At 59.4% G+C, this 24,148-nt stretch carries 21 protein-coding genes; 17 read left to right on the top strand and 4 right to left on the bottom strand.

Going from position 1 to position 24,148, the window contains the following annotated elements:
* Positions 1-23: 23 nt before the first annotated feature.
* Together G6L01_RS20720 and G6L01_RS20715 are read right to left on the bottom strand one after the other, a co-directional pair.
* Positions 24-1,298: an NAD(P)/FAD-dependent oxidoreductase gene (locus G6L01_RS20720; RefSeq protein WP_070165458.1), complete on the bottom strand. Its 1,275-nt coding sequence runs from the start codon at positions 1,296-1,298 to the stop codon at positions 24-26.
* A 3-nt stretch (positions 1,299-1,301) separates the two neighbouring features.
* Positions 1,302-1,970 (bottom strand): haloacid dehalogenase type II, encoded by a 669-nt coding sequence (locus G6L01_RS20715; protein ID WP_070165739.1) that lies wholly within the window; start codon positions 1,968-1,970, stop codon positions 1,302-1,304.
* A gap of 314 nt (positions 1,971-2,284) precedes the next feature.
* Between G6L01_RS20715 and G6L01_RS20710 the strand changes: the two genes are divergently transcribed.
* From G6L01_RS20710 to G6L01_RS20680, 7 genes are all read left to right on the top strand, one after another.
* Positions 2,285-3,130 carry a GNAT family N-acetyltransferase gene (locus G6L01_RS20710; RefSeq protein ID WP_070165457.1) on the top strand — a complete coding sequence of 282 codons (846 nt, stop codon included), beginning with the start codon at positions 2,285-2,287 and terminating at the stop codon, positions 3,128-3,130.
* A 16-nt stretch (positions 3,131-3,146) separates the two neighbouring features.
* Positions 3,147-4,520: an aspartate aminotransferase family protein gene (locus G6L01_RS20705; RefSeq protein ID WP_070165737.1), complete on the top strand. Its 1,374-nt coding sequence runs from the start codon at positions 3,147-3,149 to the stop codon at positions 4,518-4,520.
* Between the two features lie 264 nt (positions 4,521-4,784).
* On the top strand, positions 4,785-5,501 hold the full coding sequence (locus G6L01_RS20700; RefSeq protein ID WP_070165735.1) for an HAD-IA family hydrolase: 717 nt from the start codon (positions 4,785-4,787) through the stop codon (positions 5,499-5,501).
* Between the two features lie 116 nt (positions 5,502-5,617).
* On the top strand, positions 5,618-7,231 hold the full coding sequence (locus tag G6L01_RS20695; protein ID WP_070165733.1) for an ABC transporter substrate-binding protein: 1,614 nt from the start codon (positions 5,618-5,620) through the stop codon (positions 7,229-7,231).
* A gap of 203 nt (positions 7,232-7,434) precedes the next feature.
* A complete protein-coding gene (locus tag G6L01_RS20690; RefSeq protein WP_156550419.1) occupies positions 7,435-8,391 on the top strand; it encodes an ABC transporter permease in 957 nt (318 codons plus the stop codon).
* Positions 8,388-9,308: an ABC transporter permease gene (locus G6L01_RS20685; RefSeq protein WP_420359836.1), complete on the top strand. Its 921-nt coding sequence runs from the start codon at positions 8,388-8,390 to the stop codon at positions 9,306-9,308. Before G6L01_RS20690 ends, G6L01_RS20685 begins: the two co-directional genes overlap by 4 nt.
* Positions 9,308-10,966 carry an ABC transporter ATP-binding protein gene (locus tag G6L01_RS20680; protein ID WP_070165729.1) on the top strand — a complete coding sequence of 553 codons (1,659 nt, stop codon included), beginning with the start codon at positions 9,308-9,310 and terminating at the stop codon, positions 10,964-10,966. The genes G6L01_RS20685 and G6L01_RS20680 overlap by 1 nt, the downstream gene beginning before the upstream one ends.
* An 18-nt stretch (positions 10,967-10,984) precedes the next feature.
* Here G6L01_RS20680 and G6L01_RS20675 read toward each other — a convergent pair whose 3' ends face one another.
* Positions 10,985-11,668, bottom strand: a complete 684-nt coding sequence (locus G6L01_RS20675) for a GntR family transcriptional regulator (RefSeq protein WP_070165455.1) — start codon at positions 11,666-11,668, stop codon at positions 10,985-10,987.
* Positions 11,669-12,010: 342 nt separating this feature from the next.
* On the opposite strand from G6L01_RS20675, the gene G6L01_RS20670 reads away from it, so the two are divergent.
* The 10 genes from G6L01_RS20670 to atzF are packed head-to-tail and all read left to right on the top strand — an operon-like array spanning position 12,011 to position 22,370.
* Positions 12,011-13,135 carry a BMP family ABC transporter substrate-binding protein gene (locus G6L01_RS20670; protein WP_070165454.1) on the top strand — a complete coding sequence of 375 codons (1,125 nt, stop codon included), beginning with the start codon at positions 12,011-12,013 and terminating at the stop codon, positions 13,133-13,135.
* A 19-nt stretch (positions 13,136-13,154) separates the two neighbouring features.
* On the top strand, positions 13,155-14,318 hold the full coding sequence (locus tag G6L01_RS20665; protein WP_234891975.1) for an ABC transporter permease: 1,164 nt from the start codon (positions 13,155-13,157) through the stop codon (positions 14,316-14,318).
* The gene (locus G6L01_RS20660; protein WP_070165453.1) at positions 14,318-15,244 is read left to right on the top strand and encodes an ABC transporter permease; all 927 of its coding nucleotides are present in this window, start codon (positions 14,318-14,320) and stop codon (positions 15,242-15,244) included. The genes G6L01_RS20665 and G6L01_RS20660 overlap by 1 nt, the downstream gene beginning before the upstream one ends.
* Before the next feature lie 16 nt (positions 15,245-15,260).
* Positions 15,261-16,277, top strand: coding sequence for a formamidase (locus tag G6L01_RS20655; RefSeq protein ID WP_070165452.1), 1,017 nt, complete (start codon positions 15,261-15,263; stop codon positions 16,275-16,277).
* Between the two features lie 14 nt (positions 16,278-16,291).
* Positions 16,292-16,987: a biuret amidohydrolase gene (gene biuH, locus G6L01_RS20650; RefSeq protein WP_139190118.1), complete on the top strand. Its 696-nt coding sequence runs from the start codon at positions 16,292-16,294 to the stop codon at positions 16,985-16,987.
* The gene (gene atzD, locus G6L01_RS20645; protein WP_071205739.1) at positions 16,984-18,045 is read left to right on the top strand and encodes a cyanuric acid amidohydrolase; all 1,062 of its coding nucleotides are present in this window, start codon (positions 16,984-16,986) and stop codon (positions 18,043-18,045) included. Before biuH ends, atzD begins: the two co-directional genes overlap by 4 nt.
* Positions 18,042-19,568, top strand: coding sequence for an ABC transporter ATP-binding protein (locus G6L01_RS20640; RefSeq protein WP_070165450.1), 1,527 nt, complete (start codon positions 18,042-18,044; stop codon positions 19,566-19,568). The genes atzD and G6L01_RS20640 overlap by 4 nt, the downstream gene beginning before the upstream one ends.
* Positions 19,568-20,236, top strand: coding sequence for a cysteine hydrolase family protein (locus G6L01_RS20635; protein ID WP_070165726.1), 669 nt, complete (start codon positions 19,568-19,570; stop codon positions 20,234-20,236). Before G6L01_RS20640 ends, G6L01_RS20635 begins: the two co-directional genes overlap by 1 nt.
* Positions 20,229-20,573 carry a cupin domain-containing protein gene (locus tag G6L01_RS20630; protein ID WP_070165449.1) on the top strand — a complete coding sequence of 115 codons (345 nt, stop codon included), beginning with the start codon at positions 20,229-20,231 and terminating at the stop codon, positions 20,571-20,573. Before G6L01_RS20635 ends, G6L01_RS20630 begins: the two co-directional genes overlap by 8 nt.
* 3 nt (positions 20,574-20,576) lie before the next feature.
* Positions 20,577-22,370 (top strand): allophanate hydrolase, encoded by a 1,794-nt coding sequence (atzF, locus tag G6L01_RS20625; RefSeq protein WP_070165448.1) that lies wholly within the window; start codon positions 20,577-20,579, stop codon positions 22,368-22,370.
* A 362-nt stretch (positions 22,371-22,732) separates the two neighbouring features.
* On the opposite strand, the gene G6L01_RS20620 is transcribed toward atzF, so the two are convergent.
* Positions 22,733-24,127 (bottom strand): amidase, encoded by a 1,395-nt coding sequence (locus G6L01_RS20620; protein WP_070165447.1) that lies wholly within the window; start codon positions 24,125-24,127, stop codon positions 22,733-22,735.
* Between the last annotated feature and the right edge of the window lie 21 nt (positions 24,128-24,148).

The following is a 24,148-nucleotide window of genomic DNA, read 5'->3' as shown; positions in this document are numbered from 1 at the left end:
TGCACGATTGCAGGCTGTCCTTCTCACTGAAATCTATCGAGAATCTTATAATACATGCCCACCAACGGCAAAAACCATGGCTTGCCGAAATGTCCCGGCACGGCAGGCCAGTCCAGCCCCTTCAGCGGATTGGCATCGGCCTTGCCCAGGATGGTATCGGCCATGATCATGCCGAGATGGGTGGAAAGCTGGGCACCGTGGCCGGAATAGCCCATGGCATACCACACCCCGTCCTGATATCCGGCGCGGGGGTATCGGTCCTTGGTCATATCCACCAAGCCGCCCCAGCAATAATCGATCTCGACCTTGGCAAGCTGCGGGAAAATCGAGGCAAGGGACTGGCGCAGGATTTCGCCGCTTTTGGCATCCGATTGCTGATCCGATGTGGCGGAGAAACGGGCGCGGCCGCCGAAAATCAGCCGATTGTCGGGTGACAGACGCCAGTAATTGCCGATATTCATGGTGTTCACGCAGGTGCGGTTGCCAGGCATCACAGCCGCCACTTCCGTGTCCGATAAAGGCCGCGTGGCAATCAGAAAGCTGCCGACCGGAATGATACGGCGGCGGAAAAAGCTGAAATTGGGCGTGGTATAGGCCCCGGTGGCCACCAGCACATCCTTGGCGGTCACGCGGCCCCGCACAGTGGTCAAACTGTGGCGGTCACCCTGCTTTTCAACGGAGGTGACAGAGGCCTGCTCAGCTATCACTGCGCCGTGGCGGTGGGCGGCTTGCGCAAGGCCCACCACATAGCGGCCCATATGCATCATCGCGCTCTTTTTGGACAGCATTGCGCCGTAAAAAAGTGAGCCAACCTCACTTTTCAAATCCGATGGCGACAACAGGGCCGTGTCGGGATCAACCTCTTCATGCAGGGCTTCGAAATTGCGGGCAAGCCCTTCGAAATGCTGGGGCTTGGAGGCGAGTTTCAGCTTTCCGGCACGGCGAAAATTGCAATCGATGCCTTCCTCGGCAATCAGTGCCTCGATGGTATCGATGGAACTGTCGAGCGCTTGGTAAAGGGCAATCGCCCGCTCCTTGCCCAGCTCGGCCTTGGCCCCCAGATAGCTGTGGGCCAAGCCATTGTTGAGGTGCCCGCCATTGCGGCCAGAGGCGCCCCATCCGATGCGCTGCCCCTCCAGCACGATCACCTTTGCCCCGCCGCGCGCCAGTTGGCGAGCCGCAGCGAGGCCTGTAAAGCCGCCGCCAATCACGGCGACATCAAAATCGCCTTCAATTGCGCCGGTGATGCCCTCGGCAAATTGCGGGGCGGTGTCGTGCCAGTAGGAGAGATATTTCATCGTTTAAAGACCAAACACGCCGGGCAGATCGTGAACGCCAGCGATTTCCTGATAGCCATAATAGGGATTGGCTGGCTCATGACCACGGTTGACCCAGACCTTGTTTTTAATGCCCAAATCATGGGCGGTCATCAGATCATAGCGGAAGGACGACGACACATGGGTAATGTCATCAGGGCCGCAGCCGAGCATGTCGAACATATATTCAAAGCCCTTCATGCGCGGCTTATAGGATTGCGCCTGCTCTGCCGTATAGACCGCATGGAAGGGCGCGCCGAGCTTTTCCACGTTGGACATGATCTGCGAATTCATGGCGTTGGAGAGGATAACCAACGGAATTTCCTTGGCCACCTTGGCAAGGCCAGCAGGCACGTCCGGGTGCGGACCCCAGCTGGGCACGCGCTCATACACGGTCTTGGCGTCTTCATCGCGGAAGGTCACGCCATTCTTCTTGCAAGTGCGTTCAATGGCATTGTGCACCACGTCGGCATAAGGCTTCCAATCGCCTAGAACTTCATCCAGACGATAGGCTGAGAAGTCTCTCACAAACGCATCCATATGGGCCGCACCCAGCTGGGCGCTGTAAATATCGCGGGCAGCTTCCGCCATCTGGAAATTGATGAGTGTGCCGTAGCAATCGAAGGTGATGAATTTCGGGCGGAAGGGAGCCATGGGTTTCTCGATCCTTGCAAAGCATATCGTTGAGGTTTTCCCATCATAGGCAGTGCCGCGCCCAGCCATTCACCGCAATTGCCACCTTCCAAAGCACAATGTTGCGTATGCAATGGATGATTTGGCAGAGAGTTTTGTGAAAGCCTAAGAGGCCCTGCCCTCACACCCGGCAGAAATGCGAGCACACGGCATAAGATGCGGCGATGATCGGTCGGAACGGCCAAACATACCAAGGACGCACCATCGTCAGGATGATCTTCTTTGCCGCCAAGGCTATCAATGAAAAGTCGTAAAACAGATTTCAGGATAGTGGCATGCAGGCAAGCCAGATCGACATTATTTCCTTTGGACCGGAACACATAGACGGCGCATTTTTGCTGTCACAGCAAGCTGAGTGGCCGCACCGCCGGGAAGACTGGGCTTTTGTGCTATCCTTGAGCAAGGGCTTTGTGGCGCTCGAAGGGGATCGCGTGGTGGGAACCGCCATGGCGACGCTGTATGGAGAGACCTGCGCCACCATCAACATGGTCATTGTCGATGCCTCCATGCGCGGCCGCGGGCTTGGCCGTAAATTAATGGATATGGCCTTGCAGGCTGCGGAAGGCCGCGAATGCCGTCTGGTGGCAACACAAGATGGCCTGCCGCTCTATGAAAAGCTTGGCTTTGTTGCCTCTGGTGACATCATCCAGCATCAGGGCTTTGTCCAGAAGCTATCGTTCGACACATCTGCGGTCTCATGGGCCGAGGACGATGTGCTTGAAGAGTTGGCCGCCCTTGATACGAAGGCCTTCAGGGCGGATCGGCGTAATCTCCTTCACAAACTCGCGGAAACGGGCAAGTTTGCCATTGTCAGGGATGCTGGCAACATCACCGGCTATATCGCCCTGCGTCCCTTTGGTCGTGGCGAAGTGGCAGGGCCGGTGGTGGCCGCCAATCAGGACGATGCAAAAGCACTGTTGTCCTTTGTATTTGCAGCAAGAGCCGGGTCATTTCTGCGCGTCGACACAACAGTCGCAACCGGCCTTGCGCCGTGGTTGACGCAACAGGGCCTTGTTCACGTGGGTGGTGGCGTGCCGATGCGCCGCAATGCGGCACCGACTGGTCCGAATGAATCCGCTTCTGTGAAAACCTATGCACTCGCCAGCCAAGCACTCGGCTGAATTTGGAGATCTGATAATGTTGAGCAATTCCCTGATTGAGTTGGACCGCGCCCATCTGGTGCATCCGGTTGCGTCCTATCGCACCCATGAAAAGGCAGGCGTGCGCGTGTTGAAATCCGCAAAAGGTGCCACCGTGACCGATGCCAACGGCCATCAATTGCTGGATGGTTTTGCGGGTCTGTGGTGCGTCAATGCTGGCTACGGTCAGGAAAGCATCATCGAGGCCGCCACCAAGCAGCTGCGGGAGCTGCCTTACGCCACCGGCTATTTCAGCCTTGGCTCGGAACCCGCCATCCGGCTGGCGGCCGAACTGGCAGACCGCGCACCAGGCGATCTCAACCACGTCTATTTCACCCTTGGCGGCTCGGATGCGGTGGACAGCACCATTCGCTTTATCCGCTACTATTACCATTGCAAGGGCACGCCGCAGAAGGATCAGTTCATCTCAGTGGAACAGGGCTATCATGGCTCATCCACGGTCGGCGCGGGCCTCACCGCCCTGCCACTGTTCCACGCCGGATTCGGCCTGCCATTTGACTGGCAGCATAAAATTCCGTCGCACTATGCCTATCGCAACCCGGTGGGCAATGATCCGGCAGCCATTATCGCGTCTTCTGTTGCCGCCTTGCGGGCAAAGGTTGAGGAACTGGGTGCGGAGCGCGTAGCGGCCTTCTATGTCGAACCCATTCAAGGCTCCGGCGGTGTGCTCGTGCCGCCAGATGGTTGGCTGAAAGCCATGAAGGATGTCTGTTCTGAGCTGGACATTCTGTTTGTCGCCGATGAAGTCATCACCGGCTTTGGCCGCACCGGCCCGTTGTTTGCCTGCGCAGACGACGGCGTCGTGCCCGATCTGATGACCACCGCCAAGGGCCTCACCTCTGGCTACGTGCCAATGGGTGCAGTGTTCCTGTCCGATAAAATCTACAACACCATTGCCGATGGTGCCGGATCGACAGCGATTGGCCACGGCTATACCTATTCTGCCCATCCGGTCAGTGCCGCCGTTGGTTTGGCTGTTTTGAAGCTCTACGAGGACGGCTTGCTGGAAAACGGTCGCAAAATGGGTGCGCGCCTGATTGCCGGCTTGGAAAGCCTGAAGGACCATCCACTGGTGGGCGATGTGCGCGGTCGCGGCATGTTGGCCGCCATTGAAATGGTGGTGGACAAGGACAAAAAGACACCGCTGCCTGCCGCTGCGGCCCCCGCAACCCGGGTGTTTGAACGCGCATGGGACAATGGCCTCGTCATCCGCGCCTTTGCCAATGGCATTCTGGGCTATGCGCCACCGCTGTGCTGCACGGAAAGCGAAATCGACGCCATCGTCGAGCGCACCAAAAAGACGTTGGATCAAACGCTGGCCGACCCGGACGTTCGCTCCGCCATGGCATGAGACAGCAGCGGGTCGGGCGAAATACTGCCGAACGATCAGATTCAGAATTTTCTGCCGTCTAAAGATCGGCATTCGGGAAGAAACAGCCCGTAGCTCCTGTAATACTTCTGATGTTCCCTGGTAGAAAATGCCAGGGCACATTCAAGATAAGAACAAAAGCCAGATAAAAACAAAAGCAAGCGAGGAAGCCAAGGGATCATGAATGACAGGTGCGGCATTTGCCGGGCCTGATGCATGAAGATGTGCAAGCCAGAGGATGCAATGATGGCAAAGGCCTTTGCGGATTTCAAATATCTCACCTTCGACGTGGTTGGCACGCTCATTGATTTTGAGAGCGGCATTACCCATTGCCTCGCTGAGATTGCCGCTGAGACCGGTGTGGCGGTGGATGGGGAACACGCACTGTCGCTCTATCGTGCGGCCCGCTATGACGATGAAGCCTTGCTTTTTCCTGACGATCTTGCGCGGGTCTACCTGAAGATCGCCGCGGCCCTCGGCCTGCCGGCAGAGGCGGCCTTTGGCGAGCGCCTGCGCGGCTCCGTCACCGACTGGAAGCCATTTGCCGATAGTGTTGCGGCGCTGGCGCGGCTGAAAACCCGTTACCGGCTGATTGCCATGACCAATGCACAGCGCTGGGCCTTTGCCTATTTCGATGAGGCTTTGGGCGAGCCTTTTCATACGGCCTTCACCACCGACGACACCGGCACGGAAAAGCCCGATCCAGCGTTTTTCGAAACAGTTTTCGCTTTCGTGGAATCGGAAGGCAACAGCCGGGCGGATATTCTGCATGTGGCGCAAAGCCAGTATCACGACATCGGCATTTCACGGCAGCTTGGCTTGACCAATTGTTGGATCGAGCGGCGCCATGCTCAAAAAGGCTATGGCGGCACGATCGAGCCTGAAGCCTTTGTGAAACCCGATTTTCACTTCACCTCCATGGCCGCTCTTGCTGACGCTGTCGAGCAGGACCGCGCGGCCTGAAGGCAATACGTAATGACGTGCCACTCGAATGTGTCAGGGAAAAGAGAAACCGGTTCTCCCTGACACAGGAAAACAAAAAAGCACGCAACACAGTCAACAACAATAAGGGGAATGTCATGACAGACAAGCAGACAACAAACTGGACTGGCGCTGACGATGCCATGGTGGAAAATGCCATTCGCCGTGGTGCCACCCGCCGCGAACTGATGCAGATGATGCTGGCTGGTGGCGTTGCCCTCACCGCCGCTGGCTCCATCATGGGGCGCGCCTCAAGCGCGCTCGCCGCAACGCCGGTCAAGGGAGGTTCGTTGAAGGCCGCCGGCTATTCTGCGTCCAATGCCGATACGCTGGATCCGGCCAAGGCCTCGCTCTCCACCGACTATGTGCGCTGCTGCGCGCTTTATAACCGCCTGACCATTCTCGACAAATCCGGCGCTCCGCAGATGGAGCTGGCAGAATCGGTTGACAGCAAGGACGCTCAGGTCTGGACGATCAAGCTGAAAAGCGGCGTGACCTTCCACGACGGCAAGACGCTGACCGCAGACGACGTGGTCTATTCGCTGAAGCGCCATCTCGATCCGGCCACTGGCTCCAAGGTTGCCAAGATCGCCGCCCAGATGACCGGCATCAAGGCCATCGATAAGCAGACCGTAGAAATCTCCCTGGCCCATGCCAATGCCGACATGCCGTCCATTCTCGCCATCCACCAGTTCATGATCGTTGCCGATGGCACCACGAATTTTTCCAAGGGCAATGGCACCGGTGCCTTCGTTCTCGAAAAATTCGAGCCCGGCGTCCGCTCGATCATGAAGCGCAATGGCAATTACTGGAAAGCTGGCGGACCGAATGTCGACAGTTTCGAATTCTTCGCCATCAGCGAGGACAATGCCCGCGTCAACGCGCTGCTGTCGGGTGATATCCAGCTGGCCGCCTCCATCAATCCGCGCTCCATGCGTCTGGTCGATACCCAGGACGGTTTCGTGCTGTCGAAGACGACGTCGGGCAATTACACCAATCTCAACATGCGCATGGATATGGCGCCGGGCAACAAGAAAGACTTCATCGATGGCATGAAGCTGATCGTTAACCGGGAGCAGATCATCAAATCGGCAATGCGCGGCCTTGGTGAAATCGGCAATGACCAGCCGCTATCGTCTGCCAGCTTCTATCACAATGCTGATCTGAAGCCGAAGGCCTTCGATCCCGACAAGGCTAAATTCCACTTCCAGAAGGCGGGCGTGCTTGGCCAGTCCATCCCGGTCATCGCGTCGGAAGCTGCCAGCTCCTCTATCGACATGGCAATGATCATCCAGGCATCGGCGGCCGAAATCGGCATGAAGCTCGATGTTCAGCGCGTGCCCTCCGATGGTTACTGGGACAAATACTGGCTGAAAGCACCGGTCCATTTCGGCAATATCAACCCACGCCCGACCCCCGATATCCTGTTCTCGCTGCTTTATTCCTCCGATGCTCCGTGGAACGAAAGCCAGTATAAGTCGCCGAAATTCGACAAGATGCTGCTCGAAGCGCGTGGCCTTCTCGATCAGGCCAAGCGCAAGGAAATCTACGGCGAAATGCAGGTGATGATCGCAGAGGAAGCGGGCACGGTCATTCCAGCCTATCTTTCCAATGTCGATGCCATCACCGCCAAGCTAAAAGGGCTTGAACCCAGCCCGCTGGGTGGCATGATGGGCTATGCCTTCGCCGAATATGTCTGGCTGGAAGCCTGATACCAATTCGGCAGACCCTCTACGAGCGGGCCTTGGCAAATGGCTTTGGATCGATGCGTGCTTTATCCGGCGCATCGCGGCAAAACCGTTTGCCAGCCTGGCAGCATATTATGACGGTCAGCCGCATTCCGATCACCCGAGTACCCGAGTACCCGAGTACCCGAGTAATCGCCGAAGGTTGATAGCCCTAACCAAGCTGGAGCATGTGCGTGAACGCCCGAGCCTTTTCCCTTGTCGTCAACAGGCTGATGATCGCCCTGATCACATTGATCATCGTGTCGCTGGCCGTTTTCATGGCGACTGCGCTGTTGCCAGGCGATACGGCAACCATGTTGCTCGGTCAGGCCGCGACGCCTGAAGCCGTCGAAGGCCTGCGCCAGGCCATGCATCTCAACGATCCCGCAATCCTGCGTTTTCTGCGTTGGGCAACGGGCTTGTTGCAAGGCGATCTCGGCACGTCCTACGCCAATAACATGCCGATTGCCGAGCTGATTTCCGGCCGTCTGGTCAATTCCATGAAGCTTGCAGGCATCACCGCCCTCCTGGCTGTTCCCATTGCGCTGACGCTGGGCATTACATCGGCCATGCTGCGCGGCTCCCTCTATGATCGCTGCGTCACCGTGGTGACCATTGGGGTGATTTCCGTGCCGGAATTCATGATTGCCACCTCCGCCGTTCTGCTGTTTGCGGTCTATCTGAAATGGCTGCCGGCGCTGTCTTTTGCCAATGAGGTTCATAGTTTTGCTGGTCTGGTGCGGGTCTATGCCATGCCCGTCATCACCCTGACCTTCGGCGTTTCGGCCCAGATGATCCGCATGACCCGGGCAGCGGTGATCGAAACCCTCGATACGCCCTATGTGGAAATGGCGTTGCTGAAAGGTGCATCGCGCCGCCGCATCGTGCTGCGCCATGCGCTGCCCAATGCGCTGGGGCCAATCGTCAATGCCATGGCGCTGTCGCTGTCCTATCTGATTGGCGGGGTCATTATCGTCGAGACGATCTTCAACTATCCCGGTATTGCCAAGCTGATGGTCGATGCCGTCGCCACCCGTGACCTGCCGCTGATCCAGAGCTGCGCGATGATTTTCTGCGTCGGCTATCTCGTGTTGATCACCATTGCCGATATCGTTTCCATTCTCTCCAATCCGAGGCTGCGATGACTATGACGCCACTAAACGGGACGCCATCGAACGCGACGCCATCGAACGCGACGCCATCGAACGCGACGCCATCAACAGCACCAATCGCTCGCAGACGCCGGTCATTCGGCTATCGCATCAATGCCGTTGGCATTGCCGGGCTGACCGTCATCAGCGCCTGGGCGCTGGTAGCGGTATTCGCACCTTTGCTCATTCCGCATCCGGTCGGTGAGATCGTTGATTTCGACTATTTCGGGCCGATGAGCAACACGCTCTGGCTGGGCTCCGACTATCTCGGTCGGGACATGCTGTCGCGTATCATCATGGGTGCGCGCTACACGGTCGGCATTTCGCTGGCCGCCGTTACCATTGCCTGCTTTTCCGGCGTCGTGCTCGGCATGATCGCCGCCGTCGCCGGTGGCTGGATCGATACCGTGCTCAGCCGTTTTCTCGATGCGATGAACTCCATTCCCAGCAAGCTTTTCGGCCTCGTCGTGGTCGCCGCCGTCGGGTCGTCGATCCCGGTTCTGGTCATGACCCTGTCGGTGATCTACACGCCCGGCGCCTATCGCTTTGCCCGCGCCCTTGCCGTCAATATCAATGCCATGGATTTCATCAGCGTCGCACGCATCCGGGGCGAGACTATTTTCTACATTATCCGCTCTGAAATCCTGCCGAATATTACCGGACCGGTGCTGGCGGATTTTGGTCTGCGCTTTGTCTTCATCGTGTTGCTGCTTTCAGGGCTTTCCTTCCTGGGCCTCGGCGTCCAGCCGCCCAATGCGGATTGGGGCGCGCTGGTGCGTGAAAATATCGGCGGCCTGCCCTTTGCGGCACCGGCGGTGATTTTCCCGTCACTGGCCATTGCCAGCCTGACGATCAGCGTCAACATGCTGATCGATAATCTTCCCCGCAAGATCCGCGACAGGAGCGCATGATGGCAAACCTCGTGGAAATCCGCGACCTGAAGGTCCAGGCCACCACCGATTCCGGCCGCAAGGTCGAGATCATCAAGGGCATCAGCCTGGACATACCGGAGGGCGAAATCGTTGCCTTGATCGGCGAAAGTGGCTCTGGAAAAACCACCATCGCCCTGACGTTGATGGGCCATACCCGCCCCGGATGCCGAATAACCGGCGGCTCGATCAATGTTGCGGGCAAGGATATGGCCGCACTTTCCGAGCGTGATCGCGCCGGTATTCGCGGCACCGATGTCGCTTATGTGCCCCAATCGGCGGCGGCGGCCTTCAATCCGGCCATCCGGATCATGGATCAGGTGATCGAGGTCACCCGCATTCACGACCTGATGTCAAAGGAGGAAGCCCGCACCCGCGCCGTGGCGCTGTTTCGGGCGCTGTCGCTGCCCAATCCGGAAACCATTGGCTCACGCTATCCGCATCAGGTCTCCGGCGGTCAATTGCAGCGCCTCTCAGCAGCCATGGCCCTGATCGGCGGCCCAAAACTGGTGATTTTCGACGAGCCGACCACCGCCCTTGATGTGACGACCCAGATCGAAGTGCTGCGGGCCTTCAAATCGGTGATGCGCAAGGACGGTATTTCCGGGGTCTATGTCTCCCATGATCTTGCCGTCGTTGCCCAGATTGCCGATCGTATTATCGTGCTCAAGGGCGGAGAAGTGCAGGAAAGTGGCAAGACTACCGATTTGCTGGCGCATGCCCAACATCCCTATACCCGCGAACTTCTGTCTGCCTTTGAACCGAAGCCCCGCACAACACCGCTTGCCGAAGACAAGAGCCTCAAGCCCCTGCTGGAAATCGAAAACCTGATTGCTGGCTATGGCGACCTGCAACCGGATGGCCTGCCTCTCGTTCAGGCCGTGCAGTCGGTCAACCTGACGGTGCGCAATGGCCGCAACCTCGGCATTATCGGCGAATCCGGCTGCGGTAAATCCACCCTGGCGCGCAGCATTGCCGGTCTCCTGCCATTGGCGGCAGGGCATATCATTTTCAATGGCCGCGAACTGGGCCGCCATGCCCGCGACCGCACCCGCACCCAGTTGCGCGAAATGCAGATCGTCTTCCAATCCGCCGACACGGCGCTGAACCCGGCGAAATCCATCGAGGAAATTCTTGGTCGCCCGCTGACCTTTTATCATGGCATGAAGGGCAAGGCACGCGATGCCCGCATCAATCAATTGCTCGACATGGTGCATCTGCCGCAATCGCTGCGCAATCGCCGCCCCTCGGAACTATCAGGCGGCCAGAAACAGCGGGTCAATTTCGCCCGTGCACTGGCGGCGGAACCGAAGCTTATCCTGTGCGACGAAATTACCTCGGCGCTCGACACCGTGGTCGCTGCCGCCGTCATCGAACTTTTGAAGGAACTGCAGCGCGAACTCGGCCTGTCCTACATTTTCATCAGCCACGATTTATCGGTGGTGGAAGCGATCTGCGACGAGATCGTGGTGATGTATGCGGGCAAGAAGGTCGAACAAATCTCGCCCCAACAGCTTGCCGCCCCGCAGCATCCCTATTCCAAACTGCTGTTTTCCTCGGTTCCAAAACTCGACCCGACCTGGCTCGATACGCTGCAACAGGACCCGGAACTGGTGAGAACCTACCGCATCAATCCATGACACCCGGATTTCCAGGGTTTAGTCCCTGCCAACCGTGTGCTGGGTCAATGTGCTGCTGGCGTCGCCAACAATTTCGACATGGCGATAGGCCGCTTCGGCAGCGGCGGTCTTTTCACCGCGCAGGATGGCATTGACGATGGCCTCATGCTCCTGGAACGACAGTGACAAGCGACCCGTCAAGCGAAACTGGGCGCGGCGAAACGGTGCCAACCGCGACCGGGTCTGCGTCACCAATTCCAGAATATGCTGGTTATGGGCACCCTGATAGATCCGGTTGTGAAACTCAATATTATATGCGGAATAATCCTCGGTCTGCCCGGCCTGCACGATGCGGATCGATGAGCGGTGCATCCGCTCCAGCGCCCGGCGCTCCTCCAGCGTCATGCGCTCCGCCGCAAGCCTGGCGCAAACAGCCTCAAGCTCCGCCATGGCTTCGAACATCGAGGTCAGGAACTGGCCGGTGACGTTGGTGACAACAGCGCTCTTGTTCGGCTTGCGCTCCACCAATCCCATGGCGCACAATTGCCGCAGCGCCTCGCGCACCGGCGTGCGCGACACCTCAAAACGGGTGGCAAGCGATCCTTCATCCAGTTTATCATCCGGCTTCAAGTCACCGACGATAATCAGGTCGGCAATGGCGCGCACCAACTGTTCGACCGTATTGCCGGCACGAACAAGTTCGCGCACCCTCGGCTGATTCATTGAGATTTCCCAGTTTATGATCGTCTGTATGCAGTTTTAAAAATCACTTGTTTTGGCACGTTAACCCACTGCCCTACTGATATCAAAGCACGATTTTCATAAAAATACACAACTTTCCTGCGAGATCAGGAATTTTTCCCCGAAGGATTTAGCAAATTTAATAGTCGCGCTCAAAAAATATTCATCTGAATTTTAAAAGTGCATACAGATGCACTAATATCAACGAAAGACCGCCAGGAAACTCCTTTCAAGCGAGCCTTTCAGATCTGGCATGGTGATTGCATACACTTTCTCAAATCATCCGCACCGGACGAGAGCCGGATCAAACAGGGGAACCCACCGATGACCAGATCGCCTTCCTTTACCCGCCGCCATTTCCTGCAAACCTCCGCTCTGGGTGCCGCAGCCGCCATCGCTGCTCCCGGCATGCTGCGTTCCGCGCAGGCTGCCGATCTCACCGTCGGCTTCATCTATGTCGGACCGAAGGATGATTACGGCTATAACCAGGCCCATGCCGAGGGCGCTGCCGTGGTCAAGGCCTTGTCCGGCGTGACAGTGGTCGAGGAAGAAAATGTGCCTGAGACCGTCGATGTCCAGAAGACGATGGAATCGATGATCAATCTGGATGGCGCCAGCCTGCTGTTTCCGACCTCTTTCGGCTATTTCGACCCCCATATGCTGGCGGTCGCGCAGAAATATCCTGACGTGCAGTTTCGCCATTGCGGCGGTCTCTGGCAGAAGGGCAAGAACCCCGACAATACCGGCTCCTATTTCGGCTACATCTTCCAGGGCCAATATCTGAACGGTATTGCCGCCGCCTATGCGACCAAGTCCAAGAAGATCGGCTTCGTCGCCGCCAAGCCCATTCCGCAGGTGGTGCAGAATATCAATGCCTTCCTGCTCGGCGCCCGCTCCGTCGATCCCTCCATCACCTGCCAGGTGATTTTCACCGGTGAATGGTCGCTGGCCGTCAAGGAGGCAGAAGCGACCAATGCGCTGGTCGACCAGGGCGTTGATGTCATTACCTGCCATGTCGATAGCCCGAAGGTCGTGGTGCAGACCGCCGCTGGCCGTGGCGCTTTCGTCTGCGGCTACCATGCCAACCAAAGCCCGCTGGCGCCTGAAAAATATCTGACCGGCGCAGAATGGGCCTGGGGCAATGTCTATACCGATTTCGTCAAGAAGGCGCAGGCTGGCGAAAAGCTCGGCAATTTCGTGCGTGGCGGGTTGAAGGACGGGTTCGTCAAGATGAGCCCGCTTGGCCCCGGCGTCTCCGCTGAGGCCCGCACCAAGTTTGAGGCGACGCTTGCCACCATGAAGGCAGGCGGTTTCTCCGTCTTCAAGGGCGGACAGAAGGACAACAAGGGCAATGTCGTTATACCCTCGGGCAAGGACTATGCCGAAGATGCCATAGAGCTGGAAAGCATGAACTATCTGGTCGAAGGCGTCATGGGGTCGATGGGCTGAACCAATGGAGGCGCGGGCCATGACCACGACACCTGAAAGCCGGACACCCCTGCCGCATGGCTTGCAGCCCAAGTCTGCGGGACGTCACGCGCTGCGCCCTTTCGTGGAATGGCTGGCCCGCCGCACTGAGCCGGTGGCCATCACGCTGCTGGCCGTGCTGATCGGGCTTGGCCTGTTCAGCCTGTTCATCACCGCTATCGGCAAATCGCCGCTGCAACTGTTCCAGCTGATGTTTGCGGGCGGCTTCGGCTCGTGGTTTTCGCTGCAAAACGCCCTTAGCCGGGCAGCCCCGCTGCTATTGACTGCACTCTGCGTGGCACTTCCGGCCCGCCTCGGCCTGACAATCATTGGCGCAGAGGGCGCGCTGGTGCTGGGCGGCCTGGCGGCAGCGGCCATCGCCGTTCCGCTAGCGCCGGGCTTCAATCCGCCTCTCCTCTGGCTGGTCATGGGCGTGTGCGCCATGCTGGCAGGCGGTGTGTGGATCGGTTTTGCCGGAGCGTTGAAACATTATCGCGGCGTCAATGAAACCATATCCTCGCTGCTGCTGGCCTATATCGCCATCGCACTGATGAACCATCTGATCGAAGGGCCGCTGCGCGATCCAGCCAGCCTTAACAAGCCATCGACCCTGCCTTTGCCCGCCGCCGACATGATCGGCAAGATCCCTGGCATGGACGTGCATTGGGGATTGGCGGTCGGCGTCATCGCCTGCATCCTCTCCTATATCGTTATCGAGTGGACCAGCATCGGGTTTGCAGCACGGATCGCTGGCGGCAATATGCGCGCGGCCCAGATCCAGGGCTTGCCGGTTGGGCGGTTGATCGTCGGCTTTACCGCGCTAGCCGGTGGTTTTGCGGGTCTTGCCGGGATGATCGAGGTGGCCGCCGTGCAGGGCAGCGCCAATGGCGCGCTGGTGGCAGGCTATGGCTATACCGGCATTCTCGTCGCCTTCCTTGCCCGGCAAAATCCGCTGGCGATCATTCCCGTCGCGATTTTTCTTGGCGGCATCACCGCATCCGGCGGCTTGATCCAGCGCCGCATGGGCATGCCGGATGCCACCGTCCTGGTGCTTCAAGGTACGCTGTTCGTGGTCATCCTGTTTTGCGAAACGCTGTATGGCCGGTTCCGCATCTTTAATCCGGACCTCTGGAAGCAACAAGCCACAGAAAAAGGAGAGACGTGATGGACGATAGCGCACTTGGCCTCTGGGGCGTGCCGCTGGCGATAGTGGCGGGCGCCATCCGTGTCTCCACCCCCTTCATCTTCGTCAGTCTCGGCGAAACCCTGACGGAGCGGTCGGGCCGTATCAATCTCGGCCTTGAAGGCACATTGGTGTTTGGCGCCATGGCCGCCTATGCCGTAGCGGTCATGACCGGTTCGCCCTGGGCTGGCGTCGCTGCGGCCATGGTGGCCGGATCGCTGTTTGGCCTGCTGCATGGCTTTATCTGCAAGTTTCCGAAGGTCAACGACATCGCCATCGGCATTGCGATGATGCAGTTCGGGTTGGGTCTCGCTTTCTTCTTCGGCAAACCCTTCATCCAGCCGGTCGCCCCGAAACTGCCGGTGATTTCCCTCGGCTTTTGGTCACACCTGCCACAGATCCAGGCGGCTTTGACCATCAACATCCTGTTCGTCATCGGCCTTGTGCTGGCGCTGGCGCTCTGGTGGGCGCTGAAGAATACCCGGATCGGTCTGATCCTGCGGGTCGTCGGCGACAGTTCGGATGCGGCGCGTGCCATGGGCATCAACCCGGACACCGTACGCCTGCTGGCAACCATGGCAGGCGGGGCGCTGGCGGCGGTGGGCGGCGCCTATCTGTCGCTGTTTTATCCCGGCTCCTGGAACGAACGGATTTCGTCGGGCCAAGGCTTGATGGCGGTGGCGCTGGTGATTTTCGCGCGTTGGAACCCGCTCGGCTGCGTGCTGGCGTCCTTGCTGTTCGGCGGGGCTGGCGCGCTCGGCCCGGCGTTGCAATCGGTGGGCGTCGGCGAGGGCTATTATCTGTTTTACGCCGCACCCTATGTGCTGACCCTGATCATTCTCATCATCACATCGTCACCGACACGGGCGCTGTCCGGGGCACCGGCGGCGCTTTCCTTGACGAAATAAAGCACAGGAGGTTCCCATGAACGGATTGGGCGGATTGAACAAATCGGAACACGGCGTCGGCATCGGCCTCGTACAATTACAGCTCCCCGTCACCGTCACGCCGCAAGATCTGGCCCGCCAGACCCAGGTGATTGTCGATCTGGTCGCCAAAGCCCGGCGCAACCAGCCAGGCATGGATCTTGTGGTGTTTCCCGAATATGCCCTGCACGGCCTGTCGATGGACATCAACCCCGAGATCATGTGCCGGATGGATGGGCCGGAAGTGGCCGCCTTCAAGGCCGCCTGCAAACAGAATCGCATCTGGGGCTGTTTCTCGATCATGGAATATAATCCCGGCGGCATGCCCTATAATTCCGGCATTATCATTGACGATACCGGCGCGCTGAAGCTCTATTACCGCAAGATGCATCCCTGGGTGCCAGTCGAGCCATGGGAGCCGGGTGATCTCGGCATTCCCGTCATCGACGGGCCAAAGGGCGCCAAGCTGGCGCTGATCATCTGCCATGATGGCATGTTCCCGGAAATGGCGAGGGAATGCGCCTATAAGGGCGCCGAAATCATGATCCGCACGGCGGGCTATACTGCACCGATCCGCGACTCCTGGCGCTTCACCAACCAGTCCAACGCCTTCTGCAATCTGATGGTCACAGCCAATGTCTGCATGTGCGGTTCGGACGGCACATTCGACAGCATGGGTGAAGGGATGATCTGCAATTTCGACGGCTCAATCATTGCCCATGGCACATCAGGCCGCGTCAACGAGATCATCACCGCCGAGGTCCGGCCCGATCTGGTGCGCGAGGCGCGCCTCGGCTGGGGCGTGGAAAACAACATCTACCAGCTCGGCCATCGTGGCTATGTCGCGGTTGCCGGTGGGGCGCAGGACGCGCCCTATACCTACATGCACGATCTGGCAGCAGGCCGCTATCGTTTGCCCTGGGAAGACCAGGTGAAGATCACCGACGGCACAGCCTGCGGCTTTGAAAAACCCACTCGCCTCTACGGCAACCCGGCCAAATCCGCCGCCGAATAGGAGCCATCATCGATATGTCCACAGAGACAAAACTTCACACGCTCGCTGCCGATCCCTATCCCTGGCCCTATAATGGCGATTGGCGGCCTGATAACACCGCGCTCATCATCATCGACATGCAGACCGATTTCTGCGGCCCCGGCGGTTATGTCGATCACATGGGCTATGATCTGTCGCTGGTGCGCGCACCAATTGAGCCGATCAAAGCGGTTCTGGCTGCCATGCGCGCCAAAGGCTACCACATCATCCACACACGCGAAGGCCATCGCCCTGACCTCGCCGACCTGCCCGCCAACAAGCGCTGGCGCTCGCAGCGGATCAAGTCCGGGATCGGCGATCCAGGCCCCTGCGGTCGCATTCTGGTGCGCGGCGAGCCGGGCTGGAACATTATCGAGGAACTGGCTCCGCTGGATGGCGAGACCATTATCGACAAGCCCGGCAAGGGCTCTTTCTGCGCCACGGATCTTGAACTGATCCTCAACCAGAAGCGCATCCAGAATATCATCCTGACCGGCATCACCACCGATGTCTGCGTGCACACCACCATGCGCGAGGCCAATGACCGGGGCTTTGAATGCCTGCTGCTGGAAGATTGCTGCGGCGCGACTGATTACGGCAATCACCTCGCGGCCATCAAGATGGTGAAAATGCAGGGCGGCGTGTTCGGCGCGGTCTCCAATTCGAAAGACCTGATCGAGGCCCTGCCGTGACCACATGTTTCCGCGCCTCGGTTTACCGCGTTGCCGCCTCAGCCCCGGATGACATATCCGGCGTCGAAGCGCTGATTGCCAGCGGCCTCGATCCGCACAGCATCGTCGCGGTGCTGGGCAAGACCGAGGGTAATGGCTGCGTCAACGATTTCACCCGTGGCTTTGCGACAGCCACATTCGAACAGCTGTTTGCCCGCCTTGGTGTGACAGGCGTTTCCATCGTCATGTCCGGCGGCACCGAAGGGGCGCTGTCGCCCCATTGGACGATTTTTGCCCGTGAACGGGTGGAGGCAGCGCCCAACCGCTCACTCGCCATCGGCGTTGCCCGCACCGCCTCGCTCCTGCCGGAACATCTGGGCCGCAAGGAACAGGTGGATCTGGTCGCCCAGGGCGTGCGTGCCGCAATAGTTGATGCCGGGATAGACAATCCGGCGGACGTGCATTTCGTGCAGATCAAATGCCCGCTGCTGACCTCGGCGCGGGTGGCGCAAGCGCAGGCGCGTGGCAAACGCACGGTTATTGCCGAGACGCTGAAATCCATGGGTTATTCACGTGGCGCCTCGGCGCTTGGCGTCGCCGTGGCGCTGGGCGAGCTTGACATGGACGATATCAAGGACACCGACATCTGCCGCACGCTCGACCTTTATTCTGCACGTGCCTCCACCTCGGCGGGCGTGGAATTGACCGATCACGAAATCATCGTTCTCGGCATGAGCGATCACTGGAGCGGGCCATTTGCCATGACCCATACGGTGATGTTCGACGCCATGGATGCGCCGAGCGTGCGGGCCGCCTGGTCCGACATGCCGCTTGGAAAACTGAGTGCCGTGCTGGCCAAGGCCGAACCCGATCCGCGTGGAACAGTGCGGGGCAAGCGCCACACCATGCTTGAGGATAGCGACATTTCCGGCACCCGCCACGCCCGCGCCTTTGTCGGCGGCGTGCTGGCTGGCGTGTTTGGGGAAACGGACCTGTATGTGTCTGGTGGAGCCGAACATCAGGGACCGCCCGGCGGCGGGCCGGTGGCAATTATTGTCGAGCGGGAGGACGTGATATGAAGCCCAGCGCAAGCGCCATCAGCATCGAGACCGCCGCCATGACCATGCGGTTCGGCAGCTTCACCGCCCTGGATGCCGTCTCCATCAAGGTGCAGGCCGGTTCGTTTCACGCCTTGCTAGGCGAAAACGGCGCGGGCAAATCAACCCTGGTCAAATGCATCATGGGCTTTTACCGCCAGACCTCGGGCCAATTGCTGGTCGAGGACCGGGAGGTGGAGATCGCCTCGCCCCGCGATGCGGCAGCCCTGGGACTTGGCATGGTCTACCAGCATTTCACACTGGTGCCATCGCTGACCGGCGCGGAAAACCTGGTCATCAGCCGCAATGCCGTGCCTGCGATGATCAACTGGCGGCGAGAGCGCCAGGCGCTCAAAGATTTCATGGCGACCATGCCCTTCCAGATCCCACTGGAGCGCCCGGTGCGGGAATTGTCGGCGGGTGAAAAGCAGAAGCTGGAAATCATCAAACAGCTCTATCTCGGACGCCGGTTCCTGATCCTTGACGAGCCGACATCGGTGCTGACGCCCGCCGAGGCCGACGACATGCTGGGTCTGGTCCGGGGCATGACCGAGCGTGGTGCGCTGACCGTGCTGATGATTTCCCACAAATTCCATGAGGTGCGCAAATTCGCGGATGCGGTGTCTGTGCTGCGGCGGGGCAAGCTGGTCGGCTCAGGCCGCACAGCCGACCTGACGACGCAGGACATGGCGGCCATGATGATCGGCGATGTCAAACTGGCAGAACTCGACAGCCGCTTGCCGGTCGCAGACGCCAGCCCCTCCATCCTGGCGATCCGGGGGATGAAAACCCGTGACCGCAGCGGCTTGAAAAGCATCGAGGTTGATGATCTCAACGTCAGAGCTGGCGAAATCGTCGGGATTGCCGGCATTTCCGGCAATGGCCAAAAGGAATTGGCCGAAGTGCTGGCCGGGCAACGACCCGCTGAGGCGGGCGACATCACCGTCAAGGACCGGCCCTATACGACCACCCGTCAGGAAACGCGGGCCGCCAATGTTCGCTTTATCCCGGAAGAACCGCTGCTGAATGCCTGTGCGCCCAGAATGTCGGTGGCTGAGAACCTGAGTTTTCGCGATTTTGATGTGGATGCCAGGGGAAAGACCCGGTTCTGGCTGAATGCCAAGGCGATGCGCGAGACAGCCGGGCGGTTGATTGCCGATTTCAAGGTCAAGACCGCCTCTCCAGCCTCGCCGATTGCCTCGCTGTCGGGTGGCAATGTGCAGCGCGCCGTGCTGGCGCGAGAGCTGACCGGCGATGTCGATCTGCTGGTTGTCTCCAACCCATGTTTTGGTCTGGATTTCTCCGCCGTCGCTGAAATCCGCGCCCGGATCATGAAGGCGCGCAACAATGGCAGTGCCGTGCTGCTGTTTTCCGAGGATCTGGACGAGTTGATGGAAATGTCTGACCGCATTGTCGTGATGTCGGATGGCAGGCTGGTGTACGAGACCCCGGCGCGCGGCGCCGACATTGCCGTGATCGGCGCCCATATGGCAGGACATGCATGATGGTGGATATCAAGGCCCAACCCTTTGCCTTCCCGTTGAAACTGGACCAGGCGGCGCTTGTCATCATCGACATGCAGCGCGATTTCACCGAACCGGGCGGCTTTGGCGAGACGCTTGGCAATGATGTCAGCCTCGTCAGCGCCATCGTGCCGGATGTCAAACACCTGCTGGAGGCGGCCCGCGCCCACGGCCTTACCGTAATCCACACGATGGAATGCCACAGGCCCGATCTCTCCGACCTACCGGATGCCAAGCGCAATCGCGGCAATCCCACTCTGCGGATAGGTGATGAGGGACCGATGGGCCGCATCCTGATTGCAGGAGAATACGGCACCGGAATTCTGCCAGAACTTGCGCCTGTTGACGGTGAGTTGGTGATCGAAAAGCCCGGCAAGGGTGCGTTCTATGCAACCAGTCTCGGCGAAGAGCTTACAGCGCGCGGCATTACCCAGCTGATCTTTGCCGGTGTCACCACCGAGGTCTGCGTGCAGACCACGATGCGCGAAGCCAATGACCGGGGCTATGACTGCCTGCTGATTGAAGAAGCCACCGCCAGCTATTTCCCGGCCTTCAAACAATCAACCCTGGAGATGATCCGCGCCCAAGGCGGCATTGTCGGCTGGACTGCCCATCTCGACCCCTTTCTGGAGGCGCTTGCCCATGGCTGAAACGACCCGTGACAATATGCTGGCCGGGGGCTGGAAAAGCCTGCCCTATGAGCCCTTCCGCGAGGGTGTGACCATTCACTGGATACGCCGCGTTGAGGGCGACCAGCCCGGCGTCGCCCTTCTGGCCTATCAGGCCGGAGCCTCGGTTCCCCGCCACCGCCACGAAGGGCTGGAAACCATTCTGGTGCTGGAAGGCAGTCAGTCGGACGAGACCGGCACCTATGGCGCCGGCTCCTATATCGTCAATGCGGCAGGCACTGAACATTCTGTGTGGAGCATTGATGGCTGCACCGTCCTGATCCAATGGGATCGCCCCGTAACACTATTGGAAAATTGATCCATGGCATTTTCTCAAGCTTTTGATATTGCATCGCTTCACGCCGCCTATGCCTCTGGCTGGACGCTACAGGCAATGATCGAAGAGGTATTTTCGCGCATCGCCACCATCAATGATCCCGGCATTTTCCTTAAGCTTTCCGACAAGGCGGAGCTGCTGGATCAGGCGCAGGCGCTCGGCGCTTTTTCACCGGAGACAAAGCCGCTCTGGGGCATTCCTTTTGCCGTCAAGGACAATATCGATGCCGCGGGCCTGCCGACCACCGCCGCCTGCCCGGACTATGCCTATACGCCCGAAACCGATGCGACTGTGGTGCGCCTGTTGAAAGACGCGGGCGCCCTGGTGATCGGCAAGACCAATCTCGACCAGTTCGCCACCGGCCTGGTCGGCGTGCGCACGCCGCATGCCATTCCCCGCAACGCAATCGACCCCAAACTGGTGCCGGGCGGCTCCAGTTCCGGTTCGGCGGTGGCGACGGCGCAGGGCATTGTCAGCTTCGCGCTCGGCACCGATACCGCAGGCTCTGGCCGCATTCCGGCGGGTTTGAACAATATTGTCGGGTTGAAGCCCTCGGTCGGGGCGCTGTCTGCCACTGGCGTCATCCCCGCCTGCCGCACCCTCGATTGCGTATCGATCTTCGCGCTGACGGTGGAAGATGCTCATAAGGTCTTCACCGTCGCCGCGAAACCCGACGCAACGGACGCTTATTCCCGCTCCATGCCGACCGGCCATGCGTTGGCCTCCGCACCAGTCCTGCGCATTGGCGTTCCCGCCAAGGCCGACCGCGAATTCTTCGGCGATAGCCTTATGGACGCGAGTTTCGATAATGCGCTGACAGAATTATCGGCCATGGGTCACACGCTTGTAGACCTGCCGTTTTCCGGCTTCTTTGAGGTTGCAAACCTGCTTTATGAAGGCGCCTGGGTGGCCGAGCGCTATGCGGCAGTCAAAGAATTTTTCGATGCAAAGCCCGAAAGCTTCCATCCGGTCACGCACAAGATCTACAGCGCCGCCAAAACCCTGACTGCCGCCGATGCGTTTTCCGGCATGTACCGGCTGCAAGCGCTGAAGCAGCAGTTGACGCCGGTGATCGCCTCCGTCGATGTGATCTGCGTGCCGACAGCCCCAACCCATTACACACTGGCCGATCTGCAAGAAGAGCCAATCAAGGCCAATTCACGCCTCGGCACCTATACCAATTTCGTCAATCTTCTGGACATGTGCGGCATTGCCGTGCCGACCGGCACACGCGGCGATGGACTGCCATCCAGCGTCACGCTGCTGGCACCCTTCGGGGCCGATGGCCTGACCGCAGCGCTGGGTTCTGCCTTGCACAACCGCCTTTGCACCACCGTCGGCGCCACCGGATGGCCGCTGCCGCAAGCACTTAAAATGCCCGTAGAAAAGGCCGAGGGTTTGATCCCTGTCATCGTCGTCGGCGCACATCTGTCCGGCATGCCGCTCAATCACCAACTGACCAGCCTCAACGCCAGGTTCCTACGGGCTGGAACAACATCGGCCAGCTACAAACTGTTTGCCCTGCCCAACCAGACACCGCCCAAGCCCGGCCTCGTCCGGGTCGAGCAAGGTGCCGCGATTGCCGTGGAAATCTGGCAGCTCACACCCGCAGGCTTCGGCCAGTTCGTCAACATGATCCCTTCGCCGATGTGTATCGGCACGGTATTCCTCGATGACGGTTCGAGCGCCAAGGGCTTTCTCGTCGAGCCTTCAGCGGTCGAAGGTGCGGAGGATATTACGCATTTGGGTGGCTGGCGGGCGTATATTGCCAGCCTTTGAGCCTCAATAATACCAAGTCTCGAAGATGCTGACGCATCCCCGACTTGAAGACATTGAAAATATGCACAGTACACAATGCAAAGGTTTTTATCTGCCGCTTACCCCCCTCTGCCTTGCCAGGCATCTCCCCCTCAAGGAGGGAGATCGACTCGGAGCGAGCGTTTCGCTTCACATTTAGCGTTCAAAATGTCGGAGATCACGACGGTAGTCGATAAGTTGGGCGGAAAAGTCTATCCGATCTCCCCCCGTGAGGGGGAGATGTCCGGCAGGACAGAGGGGGGTAAGCGGCACATGAAAACGTTTGCGTCGTGTATTGTGAAGAACACAAAGAGTCACTTTCAATGAACCTTTGTATAAGCCCCTCAAGACCGTGGCGGCTGCGGCCAAGTGCTGATCCGCCCGGTCCAGCTTTCAAACAGTTTCGACAGTTTCAGCACGGTCAGATCGGCAAATCGCGGACCGACAATCTGCAAGCCAATCGGCATGCCGCTGTTTGAAAAGCCGCAATTGATCGATGCCGCAGGCTGTTCCGACATGTTCCACGGCACGGTGAAGCCGATATGCTCGAATGGCTTTTGCGGATCATTGGTCGGCGAGGCCCACTCTGCCGGGTAGGAAACGACCGGATTGACCGGCGACAGAACCGCATCGACGCGGGTAAACAGCGCGCCGCAGGTCTTGCGCATCTCGATGGTCTGGCCAAAGCCCTTAACCGCATCGACACCGCTGACATTGGCACCACCCTCGGCCCATTCATAGATGTAGGGCAGGATCATCTGTCGCTTTTCCGTGCTGAGCGCGGCAATATCGCCCCAGAATTTTGCCCGCCAGAACACATCCAGCCCATCCAGCATGGCGCGGTTCATCACCGGGCCTACCTCGAAAACCTCGGCCCCTGCCGCCTCGAAGCGCCTGGCGGCAGCGATAATTGCCTCGCGCACCTCTGGTTCAGCTGCAAGACCGCAGCCAGCGTCCAACATGACACCGATTTTCATGCCGCTGATATCGATATCCTCGTCCAGCCAGTTGATCGCCTCAGGAGGCAGGCTGGTGCCGTCGCGCCAGTCCGGGCGGGCCAAGGTCATCATCGAATAGGCGGCATCATCGACACAGCGGGTCATTGGCCCGGCGCAACGCCCGACATAATAGGGATCGACCGGGATGCGACCATGGCTGGGCTTAAAGCCGAACAGCCCGGTCCATCCGGCGGGCAGGCGCACCGAGCCGCCAATATCCGTGCCGATATGCAGCGGGCCGAACCCGGCAGCCCCCGCCGCTGCCGCACCGGCGCTGGAGCCACCAGGATTTTGGCTCAGATCCCAGGGATTGCGGCTGAGCGGATGAAAACTCGACAGGCCGGAAGACAGCATGCCGTAATCCGGGCACGTGGTCTTGGCGAAAATCACCGCCCCATCCTCGCGCATCCGGGCCGCAATCGGCGCGTCTGCCGCAGCCGGTACGAGATCGACAGCGGCCGTGCCGAGCGGCACCGGCTGGCCTTTGGTGGCAATCAGCTCCTTCAGTGAGACAGGAATGCCGTCGAGCGGGCCAAGCGACGCGCCGCGCTGCCAGCGATCCGTCGAGGCGCGGGCCTGGGCGCGGGCGCTTTGGGGATCATAGAGGTAAAGCGCCTGAACAGACGGCTCGAAAGCATCGATCCGGGCCTCGACGGCGTTCCAATAGTCTTCCGGCGACAACGTCTTGGCGCTGAAACCGGCAATCAGCTCCCGGATGGTCAAATCAACAAGATCGGTCATTCCTGGCTTTCTCTATCTTTG

This window comes from Agrobacterium vitis, from assembly GCF_013337045.2.
GTDB lineage: Bacteria > Pseudomonadota > Alphaproteobacteria > Rhizobiales > Rhizobiaceae > Allorhizobium > Allorhizobium vitis_B.
Note: the sequence above shows the minus strand (reverse complement) of the source record. Positions and strands in the feature narration are given on the sequence as shown.